This is a genomic window from Lentilactobacillus sp. TOM.63 (genome assembly GCF_030361045.1).
GTDB lineage: Bacteria > Bacillota > Bacilli > Lactobacillales > Lactobacillaceae > Lentilactobacillus > Lentilactobacillus dabitei.
Map to the genome: position 1 here is coordinate 1 of NZ_JAUCAP010000068.1, position 13,666 is coordinate 13,666.

10 protein-coding genes are annotated in these 13,666 nt (G+C 43.6%); 4 read left to right on the forward strand and 6 right to left on the reverse strand.

The genetic code is table 11. The annotated features are described in order from the left end of the window. Nucleotides 1-803: 803 nt before the first annotated feature. The 6 genes from QUF07_RS11105 to scrK all read right to left on the reverse strand — a co-directional run bounded on the left by QUF07_RS11105 (nucleotide 804) and on the right by scrK (nucleotide 6,032). Nucleotides 804-1,208 (reverse strand): hypothetical protein, encoded by a 405-nt coding sequence (locus tag QUF07_RS11105; protein WP_289427451.1) that lies wholly within the window; start codon nucleotides 1,206-1,208, stop codon nucleotides 804-806. A gap of 360 nt (nucleotides 1,209-1,568) precedes the next feature. Further along, nucleotides 1,569-2,432, reverse strand: a complete 864-nt coding sequence (locus QUF07_RS11110; RefSeq protein ID WP_217164636.1) for a hypothetical protein — start codon at nucleotides 2,430-2,432, stop codon at nucleotides 1,569-1,571. Nucleotides 2,433-2,889: 457 nt separating this feature from the next. After that, nucleotides 2,890-3,279 carry a VOC family protein gene (locus QUF07_RS11115; RefSeq protein WP_289427452.1) on the reverse strand — a complete coding sequence of 130 codons (390 nt, stop codon included), beginning with the start codon at nucleotides 3,277-3,279 and terminating at the stop codon, nucleotides 2,890-2,892. A 59-nt stretch (nucleotides 3,280-3,338) separates the two neighbouring features. Further along, nucleotides 3,339-4,034 (reverse strand): DUF6198 family protein, encoded by a 696-nt coding sequence (locus QUF07_RS11120; RefSeq protein WP_371862794.1) that lies wholly within the window; start codon nucleotides 4,032-4,034, stop codon nucleotides 3,339-3,341. A 56-nt stretch (nucleotides 4,035-4,090) separates the two neighbouring features. Beyond that, nucleotides 4,091-5,095, reverse strand: coding sequence for a zinc-dependent alcohol dehydrogenase family protein (locus QUF07_RS11125; protein WP_217164640.1), 1,005 nt, complete (start codon nucleotides 5,093-5,095; stop codon nucleotides 4,091-4,093). A 61-nt stretch (nucleotides 5,096-5,156) separates the two neighbouring features. Beyond that, nucleotides 5,157-6,032, reverse strand: a complete 876-nt coding sequence (gene scrK / locus QUF07_RS11130) for a fructokinase ScrK (protein WP_217164642.1) — start codon at nucleotides 6,030-6,032, stop codon at nucleotides 5,157-5,159. Nucleotides 6,033-6,414: 382 nt separating this feature from the next. Between scrK and QUF07_RS11135 the strand changes: the two genes are divergently transcribed. The 4 genes from QUF07_RS11135 (at nucleotide 6,415) to QUF07_RS11150 (ending at nucleotide 13,486) form a co-directional block, all read left to right on the forward strand. Further along, nucleotides 6,415-7,773: an SLC45 family MFS transporter gene (locus QUF07_RS11135; protein ID WP_289427453.1), complete on the forward strand. Its 1,359-nt coding sequence runs from the start codon at nucleotides 6,415-6,417 to the stop codon at nucleotides 7,771-7,773. 16 nt (nucleotides 7,774-7,789) lie between these two features. Then, entirely contained in the window at nucleotides 7,790-10,048 is a 2,259-nt protein-coding gene (locus QUF07_RS11140) for a glycoside hydrolase family 65 protein (protein ID WP_289427455.1), read from the forward strand. A gap of 412 nt (nucleotides 10,049-10,460) precedes the next feature. Further along, nucleotides 10,461-11,129 carry an NAD(P)-dependent oxidoreductase gene (locus QUF07_RS11145; protein ID WP_502879017.1) on the forward strand — a complete coding sequence of 223 codons (669 nt, stop codon included), beginning with the start codon at nucleotides 10,461-10,463 and terminating at the stop codon, nucleotides 11,127-11,129. A 524-nt stretch (nucleotides 11,130-11,653) separates the two neighbouring features. Beyond that, entirely contained in the window at nucleotides 11,654-13,486 is a 1,833-nt protein-coding gene (locus QUF07_RS11150) for a S53 family peptidase (protein WP_502879018.1), read from the forward strand. Nucleotides 13,487-13,666 lie beyond the last annotated feature (180 nt).

Consider the following 13,666-nt stretch of genomic DNA (forward strand, 5'->3'; position numbering starts at 1 on the left):
AAAACAAAAAGAGCCCTAATCACAAAGTGATTAGAACTCGAATTTAGTTTCACCAACAACAGTTGACGAAGAGCCGATCAAAAGGCTCCTCAGCAATCATTTCCCAGAATGGGACGGTTGTTGAGGAGCCTTTGATTTTCGGATTGGAAGGCTTATATGAATTCCGCTTTGGTGCGCTCACTGATTTAGGACAGCTTCTCAAAGCAATAGCCTGCACATAAGCACCACCAACAAAAATCCAGAACCAGGATTTCCGCTTGTGGAGACTTATGTTCCGGTTATTAACCGCTTTGGTGCGCTCACTTATTTTTAGGACAGCTGTTCCAGGCAGCAACCTGCACGAAAGCACCTTTGGCAAAAATCCCAGAATCAGGGATTCCTGCCAAAGGAGACTTACGCTCCGGTTGCTAACCGCCTGGATCCGCTCACTTTATTTTAGGACAGCTCCTCCAAGCAGAGATCTGCATGTAAGCACCTCGAACAAAAATTCCCAAAACCAGAATTTCCGTTCGAGGCGACTTACACTCCGATCTCTAATCGCTTGGATCCGCTCACTGATTTTAGGACAGCTGCGCAAAGCAAAAGTCTGCACATAAGCACCACCAACAAAAATCCCCAAAACCGGGATTCCTGTTGGCGGAGACTTATGCTCCGACTTTTAACCGCTTTGCTCCGCTCACTTATTCTAGGACAGCTTCTCAAAGCAATAACCTGCACATAAGCACCACAAACAAAAATCCAGAACCAGGATTTCCGCTTGTGGAGACTTATGTTTCGGTTATTAACCGCTTTGCTGCGCTCACTTATTCTTTGATAAAGTTCTCCAACACCTTACCATCGGCCACTGTTAACAGGGTCTGCTTCGATGGAATTGGGGCGACAATTCTAAATTGATAGCCAGCCCCAGCCCCTTTTTTGATAACCAAGCTGGTTTTGGTAAAGCCCTTCACGCTGGATGGCCACTGGACTGTTTTAGATTGGTCCGGATTTTTCTTGAGGTAGGTCATTGCCTTGTTGAAGTCTTTATTGGTGATGGTGAGGGTGTAGACCTTGGTCTTTTCGTTAAAATCAACCTTGCCGAGTTTACGGTAACTTCCCTTAAGTGTCTTCAAAACATTGGCTTCGTTTAATTGACGACGGGCGGCCGCCTGCTTCTTTTCGCCGGCATCGAAGACCATGTTTTTGTTATGGCTGGCCATTGATGACATTTGTTGCTGTTTTCAGTCGGCGGGGTTTCCTTTGTTTCATTTTGGCTGCGAATAGCCCCTGGCATTAAATAGCCCCCGATAGCAATCATGACAACCGCGATGGCAATGAGAAAGACAATCAGGCCGCGAGTTTGATTTTTGTACATTGCGGTTCTAAGTGAGAAGAATCCAAGTAGAATCATAATCGCGCCGACAACACATAAGAAAACTGATAAATATAACAAGTTACTTTCCCCCGTCGATATAGTGTGGATTTGCAATAATTAATCTGTCGTTTTGGTAATACCAAAAGCATATAATATTTTGGATGGGGTGTAAAGATTGACGAATTGGAATTTTGGGGCAGACGCTAAGCCCTTACTAAGGCTTATATAAAGCAATTGCATACTCGCCGATGTGGGAATTACTACCAGCTGATTTTAATTCAGTTTGATAAATTGGCAGACTGAACATGCCAATTTGCCATCCCTTATAGGCTGACAGGTTGATGTGTTGTTTTGCTAAGTCATTCAGGACAAATCTTTTAAAGGTTGGAGAGCCATCAGCCAACTTTTGAATTTGCTGATCGGTTAGTTGGGTCGATATTTTGATGAACTTCATATCATTTAATTTGTCGCCCCAATCGTGTCTGGTAACCGAGTCATAGTCGTTTCCCAAATAGCCCGCAGCGGCTTCATCCAACTTATAGTTATAGGTCGTGCCAGTAAAAGATTTAATGACTGGTAAGTCTTGATAATACGTAACCGTTGAATCGTATTGGTCCGGATCAGCTCCCTGTAGATCATTAAGCTCAGCACTGGTTGGATGGGGGACCCCACCAGGGTTGCCCTTGGTTATCCAGTTTGAGTCGCTACCAACGGCTTTCTTGCTGGCATAAGCTCCCGCGGTCAAATACCCTTTCCAAACGTAGCCCGTCGTTTTTCCAGATTGGCTGGTGACATAGTAAAAGGTTCCGGTCTTGGTGCCATTAGTCATTTTTAAAACTTTGGCGGCGTACCAGGTCGTTTTGGGGTAATTGGTTAAATGATGTTTCTTTTGGGTGAGATTATCATTCCAGAGGTAAGCTTTCGTACTGCCATTCCAGTGAAAAGTAGTATTGTTAGCAGTCTTAGATTTGACGGTGTGATAAACTCCAGCTGCTTTTACAATTTGTGGAATGCTCATCAGAGCAAGGCCGGCAAAACTGACAATTAAACCGGCGAATAGAATCAGATGTTTTTTCAAATAAATTGCCTCCGTACATGTATCAATTAAGATAATCAGTAATAAAAACGATCAGCCTATTGTCGAAGAACTACAAATGAAAGCAATCAGTTGACCCTATTAATAGCATATCACATATATCTTATTTGTTAGGGGTAAATTTATGTAAATATAAATCATCCGGATAATTGATCTCATAGCAAAATTAACTAGTGAGGTGGAGGCGTGAACTATATTCTCCGGAGTCAAACCGGTACTCTATTACATAGCAGAAATGCACGTCGACAGTCCTGAATCCTACTACATAAGACAAAAAGACCAACAATGAACAAAAAACGTTCATCATTGGTCTTTATAGCTTATGCTCCGAACATAGTGGAAATGCGCTCAACATATAAGTAGGCCCCCTCTAAAATCCAAAATTGAATTTTAGAGGGGGCTACTTATATGAACGCGTCAAATCGTTGCTTTTCGCGCTCTACAGAATTTCACAGAACTCGATCGTCTCTTCATTCGGTCCAAGGATATTAAAGAACTTAATCCCGTTGTCCCAGAATGATGGGATTGATTGGATTTCGTCGTTTACTAGTCGTAAGCCCTGAGCCTTGGCGTCGGCGAATGACTTTTCCACGTCTGGGGTGTTCATTGAGATATGGTTGATTGCGCCCGCTTTTCTTGCGGTTGGGTCGCCTTCCCAGGTTTCGATCGTCAAGTTGCCAAATCGCATGAATGCACAACGGTTCTCGCCGTTATGGAATAAGCCTGCTTGTTCAAAGCCAAGTGATTTGTAGAATTCAATTGTCTTGTCTAAATCAACTGAAGGGATCCCAACGTGTTGGAGTCCGGTAAAATCATCTTTCATTGCCATCGTTTAATTGCCTCTTTTTTAATTATTTTATCCGTGGATAAGCGCTCTGTTTTACTCACTTATTTACCGACATCCAAAGCCTGATGCTTCAGGTGAGGGAAGACTGCTTTGTCTGCAATTCCTGTGATCCCACCTTGGAATAAGAACGCGAAGATCGTGCCAATCCCGAAGTTGGTAAATTGATGGGTGATCACTAATGCCAAGATAGCCATCAATGTTGGCGGAATATAAGATGCCCACATCGCCAGGTTGGCGTTTCCTTTGAAGTACTTGAAACGCAAGATCTGCATCAAGTCATCGGCAGGGTGTAACACTAAGTTAACCCGCTGATAGATTGAAATGGCGGTGGCAATCATCGCGACGCCGACGAAGTTTAATAGGATATAGAATCCAACCATTAACGGCGTCGTGGCATCTGGTAGCCCAGCAAAAATGGGATACTTGCCAAGGAAGAAATCTTCAAAAATTTGAATCAACGCGGAGAAGGGTACCATGAAGATTAAGTTGCCCAATGCGCGGCCCCACTCCCAGTGACCAACTAAGATCGCGTTTAGGACGGTGGTCAAAATTCCGAGGATTAAGAAAGTCCAAAACAGGTTCCAGCCAAAGGCGACACTTAAGTTGGCTTCTGCAGCCGTCCAGTAAGCGGATCCCAAGAATGAGGGATGAATCTTGGCACTGGTAACCAGCGTCAAAACGTTACCGGCTGAGTTAATGATCAGCGAAATCACAAAGAAAGAAATCGAAGTTGTCATTGAAATGGTTCGGCCAGTTGATACCTGACTACTTGATTGATCTGAATTTGTCAAAATTATTCACCTACTTTAACGACGGCCTTTGAAACTCCCTTGATGTTTCCTTGCAAGAATGATTCAACTTGTTCCAAAGGTAATTCGTGACTGATGATGGCTTCAACGTCCAGCTTGCCGCTTTGAAGCAATGCAATTGAATCTTCAAAGGCGTTGGGGTTGATGAATGAACCTTGGATGGTTAATTGTTTTTGGTAAACTTCGTAAGTGTTCATTGAGAAATGAGCGTCAGGAGCGCCAACACCGAACATCAAAACTTGGCCGCCCTTGCGAGTTGCTTCAATTGCTTGTTCCTGAGTCTTTGGTGAACCAACGGCCTCGATCACGATATCGTAGTAATCAGTTGGCATATCAACGTTGTTGGTGTTGTAAGTGTTGGTAACGCCTAATTTTTCACGGTTAAGATCCAACTTCTTGTCTGAATGGCCAGTCAAATCAACTTGGTGAATCCCATAAGCTTGTAAGATTTGAGCGAATAATTGACCTTCGAAGCCGTCACCGATAACCAAGGCCCGTTGATAAGGAGTCACGTTTAATAATTGAACCCCATGAACGGCACATGAAATTGGTTCGATAGTTGCGGCTGCCTTGAATGAAATGTCATCAGGAATTGGGTAAACAACGGACGCTGGGGCAGTAAAGTATTGTTCCAAGCCACCGTTTCTGGTAACCCCAACGGCTGACAAGTTTTCACAGAGTTCTGGACGGTCAGTATGGCAATAGAAGCATTGGCCACAGTAGATGTTAGGGTCAACCGTTACGCGGTCGCCGACTTTAAGGTTCGTAACTTCTGAACCAATTTCAGCAACCACACCTGAGTTTTCGTGGCCCAAGACGATAGGTGGAACAGCGTCGGCAGATCCTGGTAGGCCGTTGTAGAGGGCGTGGTCAGTCCCGCAAACGCCAGCGTACTTGGTTTCAACTAATACTTCGTTTGGTTGAACCTTTGGCTTGTCGATGTTTTGAATTTCCATTTTCTTAGTTGCTGTTAATACAAGTGCTTTCATTTTTTATTTATTCTCCTCTGAATAGTTCCACAAAAGGTGTGGATTTCCTAAAATTGCTAACTTATTTGTTATATTCCTTTAATGCGAGTGCAAAGTTGCCGACGGTTGCTGAACCATTGTTCTTGACCAGTGGCATGACGATGTATTTGTCCAAGTCACCCACGTCAACGTAGTGATTCATCAAGTCGTCGAATTGTGCGCGCACCTTTTTCAAGAAGGTTTCGCTGACGACTCCGCCACCGAAGACGATCTTAGCCGGTCGCAACATCAACGTGACTTGAATGGCTGCCTGCGCGACATAGTAGGCCATGATGTCCCAGACGTGATCGGTCAAAGGAACATCTTTACCACTTTTACCTAGCCGAGCCTGGAATGTCGGTCCTGAGACCAATCCTTCCAAACAATCGCCGTGATATGGGCAGATTCCCTTGAAGTCAAGATCATCCGGATGGCGCTTCAACCGCACATGCCCCATTTCTGGATGACCAATATCCCCGATAAAGTCACCGTTCACAATCGCCCCAGCACCCACGCCAGTGCCAATTGTGTAATAGACCAGGGAGTTAATCTTTTCATTAAATAGGGTTGCCATGATATATTCGCCATACGCAGATCCGTTAACATCGGTTGTCCAATGAATGGGCAAATCGAAGTCTTGTTTGAGCCGGCCGACAAAATCGGTATTCGCCCAGCCAACCTTTGGTGTGTTGGTGATATAACCAAATTTCGGTGAGTTCTGTCTGAGCTCAATTGGCCCGAACGATGAAACTGAGATTGCTTGGAGATCTTTAAATTGTTTAAAGTAATCGACCGTCTTTTTGAGCGTTTCCTCTGGTGTGGTCGTGGGGAAATTCGTGATATCCAAAATTCGATAATCTTCGTTCCCCACTGCACAAACAAATTTTGTTCCGCCCGCTTCTACGCTACCTAACAACATTTAAATGTCACCACCTTAAGATTTGTTCCGCAACAACAAGTTGTGAATTCCTGTGCAATATACCACATCTAAAAAATAATGCACTGTAAAAACTTGTGTCAAACGTATGACATCTTTTCAAAAGCAAAAGATGTCTAGACCGCAAAAAGAGTTCAAGATGAAAATAAGCAGTCAAAATTTTTTTAATTATTTTTTCGATGGGGTATTATTTAGGAGAATCATGTATGACACATTGGTTGATGATTTAATGCAATCCTGATTATAGCCATGGCTAACTTGAAATTTGAATTTTAGGAAGGTTGTGCAACCGGTTGCATTATTTTGAAATTGATGTCATAATACAAAATGTAAACGTTATTATTTTAAATTGGAGGATCGAAATATGGATGAGAAAAGCAGTGCTGCCGCAACGAAGAAGTCGGGGTTACCAAAGTTGCCTGTCAGCACAATTTGGATGATTAATTTTGGCTTCTTGGGGGTTCAAATGGCCTTTACCTTGCAAAGCTCACAGATGAGTCGAATTTTTCAAACGATTGGGGCCGATCCAAACAAATTAGGGTGGTTTTTCATTTTGCCACCATTGGCCGGATTGATTGTCCAACCAATCATTGGTTATTATTCAGATCGAACCTGGGCGCCACGATTGGGTGGCCGGCGATTGCCATACCTTGCTCTGGGAACGTTAATTGCAATTATTGTGATGTGTTTATTGCCGAACTCTGGTAGTTTTGGCTTCGGATATGCCTCAATTACAGCGCTGTTGTTTGGCGCTGTGACCGTTGCCTTATTGGATGTTTCATCAAATATCGCCATGCAGCCATTTAAGATGATGGTCGGGGACATGGTGAATGATGATCAGAAGAGTTACGCCTATGGCATTCAAAGCTTCTTATCAAATGGTGGTGCGGTGATCGCAGCCATCTTCCCATTCTTATTTACGGCATTTGGGGTTGCCAATACCGCTAAGAAGGGGGTTGTTCCGCAATCCGTTGTCATTTCATTCTATGTTGGGGCAATCATTTTACTGGTTACCAGTTTATTCACCATCTTTAAAGTGCATGAATATGACCCAGCCACATACGCCAAGTATCATGGCATTACCGAAGAGGCTAACTCAACCGGTGGTAACTGGTGGACTTTATTGAAGAAAGCACCAAAAGTCTTTTGGACAGTTACCTTGGTTCAATTCTTCTGTTGGGTTGCCTTTCAGTATCTCTGGACTTATTCAGCCGGAGCCATTGCCAACAACGTTTGGAATACAACCAACGCTGCTTCATCGGGCTATCAAGCTGCCGGTAACTGGTACGGGGTTCTAGCCGCTGTTCAATCAGTCTCTGCCGTTGTGTGGTCATACGTGTTAGCTAAATTACCTAATAATCATCACAAGTTAGGCTATTCATTGAGTTTAGCCCTCGGTGCAATCGGGATGCTGTCAGTATTCTTTGTTCACACCCAGTACATGCTGATCATTTCATTCACATTAGTTGGGATGGCTTGGGCTTCAATGAATACCTACCCATTAACGATGGTCACCAACGCTTTGTCAGGCGAACACATGGGAACTTATCTTGGCCTGTTTAACGGTTCAATTTGTTTACCACAAATCGTGGCTTCTCTTGCCAGCTTTGCCTTGTTCCCAATGTTAGGCAATGCTCAGCCAAACATGTTCCTGCTTGCAGGAATTGTGATGGGTCTTGGCGCCTTGTCAGTTGGATTAATTAAAGAAACATACAAAGCATAGGAAAGGACATCTAAATATGAAAAGAACTTTTGACGTGCAGCCCTGGAATATCGTGACCCATGACTTTAAGCCTGAAGATAAACGCCTGCAGGAGTCAATGACCAGCATTGGAAATGGTTATATGGGTTTGCGCGGCTTCTTCGAAGAGGATTATAGCGGTGACAGTCTTTCCGGTCTCTATCTGGGGGGCGTATGGTATCCGGACAAGACTCGGGTTGGCTGGTGGAAAAACGGTTACCCAGACTATTTTGGCAAGGTAGTCAACGCGGTTAATTTCATTAAAATGAACGTTAAGATTAACGGTGAAAAGATTGACCTGGCTAAAGATACTTTCAGTGATTTTAACTTAGACCTTGATATGAAGAAATCATTATTAACCCGTTCATTTACTGTAACGAAGGGTGAAGCAAAAGTTGCCGTGACCTTTGAACGGTTCGTCAGTGTTGCCCAACAGGAATTGTCTGTTCAACGGTTGACACTGGAAAACGTGGGTTCAAGTAAGGTCGCAATCGTCATTGATTCAGCGATTGATGCTGACGTTAAGAATGAGGATGCCAACTACGATGAACGCTTCTGGGAAGTTGTGTCAACCGATCAGCAAGCGGATCATGGCAGTGTGGTGGCTGAAACCACGCCTAATCCGTTTGGAACGCCGCGGTTTACCTCAGCTATGGAGATGCGCCACGTTACTGATTTAAAAAACGTCAAAGTTGATCAACTAAGTGACAAAGAAGTAGTAAACGAGTTTGCCGGCGAATTGGGGCCTAACGAATCGACTCAACTTGAGAAGCGGGTGATTGTGGTAACCTCACGGGACTACGATTCTAATGAGGCATTAACCAAAGCAATGGATACATTGAGCGATCAAGTCGCTGCTCAAAGCTATGATCAATTATTCGATGCTCACGCTAAAATCTGGGAAGACCGCTGGAATAAGTCCGATATCCAAATTGATGGTGATACTGAAGCTCAGCAAGGGATTCGCTTTAACCTCTTCCAGTTGTTTTCAACATACTATGGAGAAGATTCTCGACTCAACATCGGCCCTAAAGGCTTTACTGGCGAGAAATACGGTGGCGCAACCTACTGGGATACCGAAGCATTTGCGGTTCCAGTATACTTGGGCATTACTGATCCGAAAGTCACCCATAACCTGCTGATGTATCGGTACAAGCAACTGGATGGCGCTTATCATAACGCCAAACAACAGGGCTTAAAGGGTGCTCTGTTCCCAATGGTGACGTTCGATGGGATCGAGTGTCATAACGAATGGGAAATCACCTTTGAGGAGATTCATCGAAATGGTGATATTGCCTTTGCTATTTATAATTACACTCGCTATACCGGCGACAACTCATACGTCTTGCACGAAGGCTCAAAAGTCTTAACCGAAATTTCCCGCTTCTGGGCAGACCGGGTTCACTTTAGCCAACGCAAGCAACAATACGTGATCCACGGGGTTACCGGTCCTGATGAATACGAAAACAACGTTGATAATAATTGGTACACAAATATTTTGGCTCAATGGACGTTGAAATATACATTGTCAATTCTCAAGCAGGTTTCTCCAGAGCAGGCTAAGAAGTTGAACGTAAGTGACGATGAGAAGAAGCAGTGGCAGGATATTGTTGGTAGAATGTACCTGCCATATGATAAGAATTTAAATATTTTTGTTCAGCACGATGGCTTCTTGGATAAAGACCTTAAACCAGTTTCAGAGATTCTGGCTGACCAATTACCGATTAATCAGCATTGGTCCTGGGATAAGATTCTGCGCTCGCCTTATATTAAGCAAGGCGATGTGCTCCAAGGCATCTGGGACTTTATCGATGATTTTACGCCTGAACAGAAAAAATCCAACTTTGATTTCTACGAGAAGTTCACGGTGCACGAATCTAGTTTGTCACCAGCAATTTACTCAGTGCTAGCAGCCGATCTTGGATATGAAGAAAAAGCGGTTGAATTGTATGAACGGACTGCTCGGTTGGATTTGGACAATTACAATAACGACACCGTTGACGGCTTGCACATTACAGCTATGACTGGTGGCTGGATTGCCGTTGTCCAAGGCTTTGCCGGCATGCGCGTTCGCGATGGCAAGTTGCACTATGCGCCATTCTTACCAAAGAAATGGGATCACTACTCATTTAGACAAGTCTTCCGTGATCGCTTGATTGAGGTTGACGTTGATAAAGATGGTGCCCACTTCAAGCTGGTAAGTGGCCAGCCAATCACCATTGACGTAGCGGGTAAGGATGTTGAACTAGCAAAATAATGCAGGCTGTTATTCTGTTAATCTTAAAGGAGTGGCTTCTAGCGGGGCTGCTCCTTTTTTGAGCATAAAAAAGCTGCTTACCCTAGCGGTGGTAGGCAGTTAGTGTCGGTTTGTATTTCAGATATACTGTAACACATCCATCGAAGAGTGTTCAAAAAAATATCGTGGAATTACTCGGAAAATTTTCGTGGGAAGATTTGCTAATCCACTAATTAAACGATAAAAAAGTAACCAATCCATTGAGATTATAGGTGTCGATCAATATTCAAATATCCGATTATTTTTGATGGTTATTTAAATTTACTCCCGTTTTTGGACAACTTATGGTCGCCGAGGGGGCTAAATCATTGCTTATCATTATTAAATATCAGATACTAAAAGTAATTAAATAGCTATAGTTGAAGGCCTGTTAATGATGGGAGGAATTATTTTGACATTGTCGATTGGAATTATCGGTGCAACTGGCCGGGCTGGTAGCGAAATTGCGAAAGAAGCGATTAGCAGAGGGATGCAAGTCACGGCGTTTGTGAGAAGTGCGGACAAAGCTAAAGAGATGCTTGGAGATAAAGTCACTCCGATTCAAAAGGATGCTTTTGAAATTCAGAAGAAAGACATTGAGCATTTGGATGTCGTAGTGGATGCTTTCGCTACTCGGGATATGGGAAAAGCCTATCAACACGTTGACCTGGCTGCCAAGTTAATTGAATTGGTCCAAGGTCAAGCTGAGCCAAGACTGTTCTTTATTTTAGGTGCGGGCAGTTTGGAAACAGGCGATGGTCATCGCTTGATTGATCGACTTGAAAAGATGCCGAACAATGAATCGTTCATTTCAATCCCCCGAGAACAATTTAAAGAGTATCAACTTCTCATGAATACGAAGAAGGTCAACTGGGTGGCAATTTCCCCAAGTGCAAATTTCGTCCCTGGAGCGCAAAAGGATTATGAAATTGGTGTCAATGAACTCATGAAAAATGCTGCGGGTAAGTCGGAAGTAACAACGGGAACGGTCGCAAAAGTAATCATCGATGAGATTGCCGAATCCAAGCATCAGAATGAGAGATTTACGGTGGTAAATAAGTAAGTGTGCGGAGCCAAGCGGGAATAACCGAAACATAAGCACCCCAACCACAGCTCCCTGATTTTGGGAGTTGTGGTTGGGGTGCTTATGTGCAGGTTATTGCTTGGCGGAGCAATCCTAATCTATGTAGATTAACCTTTCAAAATCCTGGTTTTTGGATTGAGGGTTGGGTGGGTTTATGTGCAAGTTTCTGTTTTGTGGAGCAGTCCTAATCTATGTAGATTAATTTTGGGAGTTGTGGTTGGGGTGCTTATGTGCAGGTTATTATTTGGCGAAACAGTCCGAATTCACGTAGTCCACCCCAAAATATTGCATTTGTCATATTCCCGTAACGGCATTGACATAATCCATTAAAAAGTGTACCCTCACACTAGTTTGGGTTCATTGATTTATAATGAGGTTACATATCTCAGGTACGTTTTGACGAGGGAATTTGAATCACTATCGGGGTTAATTCAAATTAAGGGAAGAAGTTGTTAATTTTGAGAAACGTGAAGAAATGGTTAGTAGGTGTCGCAAGCTTTACAATGATTCTTGCGTTAACGCCGAACGCTCAAGCCGCTCGTAAGAAGAAGGCAGCCGGCAGTGATCCATATGGGATTAACAAGATTTTGAAACAGTTAACCCAGAAGAAAAAAGTATCACCGAACAAGTACGTTTATCTAGATGTTGTTCTTAAGCCGAGAAATGAAAGCCAACTTAGTGATCAGATTTATGCCGTGAATACGCCAGGTAATTCTGAATTTAAGCAATTTTATACCCCGGATAAGTTTCGGGCAGAATTTGGCCAACCGGCTTCCGTTGTTGGTCAATACAAACCATTCTTTAATAAGTATCATTTGAAGTCCGAGTCTTTCAGTAATGGACTCATTATCAAAGTTTCCGGTAAAGTAAAGAATGTCAACAAGGCTTTTTCAACTGATATCCAAACTGCCAAGTATCATTCAAATCCGGTTCAATTTTCGAAGAAGCAGCCGGTGATGCCTGCCAAACTAGCTGACAATGTGCTGACCGTTTTGGGGATCACAACGGTTAAGCAGGGCTTAGGGTCACTTGCTAAAAAGCAGAGTGATGCCTCAAAAGTGAAGTCCGAATATGCGCCAAGTAAGTTCGCAAAACAATATCAACTCCAGCCGTTGTATGATAAAGGCTATCAAGGACAGGGACAAACGCTTGGGATCATCACATTCGCCAATGTCAGAAAAAGTGATGCCCAGCATTTCTGGAACGCTGAAAAGATTGCGACTAAACCAAACCGAATCAGCGTCAAAAAGATTAACAGTCCGACATCATTGACGACCAATGATGCACTGGGTCAAACCGAAACAGATTTGGACATTGAACAGTCTGGTGCGATTGCTCCACAGGCCAACATTCGGGTGTACCAAGCTAATTTCAGTGACGTGGGACTGGTGAATGCCTATTCGACGGTGTTTGAAGAGAATCGGGCAAGTTCATTATCGATGAGTTGGGGATTGAGTGAATATCTTACTCACTATCTCAAGGTACAACGCTTGTTGACACCGGTTTATGGGCAAGTGTTAAATACCGTGATGGCTCAAGGGGCACTTCAAGGCGTCTCGACCTTTGTTTCCTCAGGAGACACTGGTGCGTACAATCGCGGCATTGGCGGAAAAATCGGGCCAATTTCGTTGCCAAACTACAGTACTTATGGCACATTCCCAGCTGATAATCCTTGGGTCACCGCAACCGGTGGGACCACCTTACCGTTCAGCAAGAAGTTAGGTAAGGGGATCGATATTTCAGTTGATAAAGAGCGTGCTTGGGGTGGCGACTATTTATTCAAAGCTTACGCACAAAATCGGCAGTTATTCTTAACTAATCCAACAGCCTATCAAGCAATGCTTGCTGGCGGCGGTGGTGGTATCAGCCATCTGTATGACACTCCAGAATATCAGCAGGACGTTCCTGGGGTTAACACCTTTAACGCTCGGCAGTATTTGTCGAATCTGTTGCAGCCGCGAATGAATCCCGTTTTAATTAGTGGAACCGACTATGGCCGTAACTTCCCTGACGTTTCAGCTGACGCAGATCCAATGACCGGCTACCAGATTTACTCAGCGGGCAAATGGCAAGTAATGGGCGGTACGAGTGCGGTTGCCCCGCAATTTAACGGTGCAACGGCCGTTATCAATAGTGGCAAAGGGACCCGAATGGGCTTTTGGAATCCGCAAATTTATAAGTTGGCGCAAGATAAAGACAAGACGCCATTCACCGTGTTGGATAGTGATAGTCATAATTCCAATTTGTATTACGTTGGCCAACCTGGCAAGGTATACAATCAAGCAACTGGCTTGGGAACGGTTAATTTCGAGAAGCTTTATAATGTTTATCAATAAGAGTTGATTAAAGGGCTTAACTGGAAGAGAATTATTTCAGTTAGGTCTTTTGTCTATCAAACGGCCGCCAATCTTTGTACACTAGAATTAAAGATTATACTCATTCCTGATTTATTCATAAAAATACACAAAATACCCATCAAACACATGTTTCACGCGTTTGATGGGTATTTTGCATTT

Coding starts and splice junctions, on each gene's coding strand:
- QUF07_RS11140 (WP_289427455.1), top strand. CDS start 7,790: ATGAAAAGAACTTTTGACGTGCAGCCCTGGAATATCGTGACCCATGAC.
- scrK (WP_217164642.1), bottom strand. CDS start 6,032: ATGTTGTTAGGTAGCGTAGAAGCGGGCGGAACAAAATTTGTTTGTGCA.
- QUF07_RS11145 (WP_502879017.1), top strand. CDS start 10,461: ATGATGGGAGGAATTATTTTGACATTGTCGATTGGAATTATCGGTGCA.
- QUF07_RS11115 (WP_289427452.1), bottom strand. CDS start 3,279: ATGGCAATGAAAGATGATTTTACCGGACTCCAACACGTTGGGATCCCT.
- QUF07_RS11135 (WP_289427453.1), top strand. CDS start 6,415: ATGGATGAGAAAAGCAGTGCTGCCGCAACGAAGAAGTCGGGGTTACCA.
- QUF07_RS11105 (WP_289427451.1), bottom strand. CDS start 1,208: ATGTCATCAATGGCCAGCCATAACAAAAACATGGTCTTCGATGCCGGC.
- QUF07_RS11150 (WP_502879018.1), top strand. CDS start 11,654: ATGATTCTTGCGTTAACGCCGAACGCTCAAGCCGCTCGTAAGAAGAAG.
- QUF07_RS11125 (WP_217164640.1), bottom strand. CDS start 5,095: ATGAAAGCACTTGTATTAACAGCAACTAAGAAAATGGAAATTCAAAAC.
- QUF07_RS11120 (WP_371862794.1), bottom strand. CDS start 4,034: ATGACAACTTCGATTTCTTTCTTTGTGATTTCGCTGATCATTAACTCA.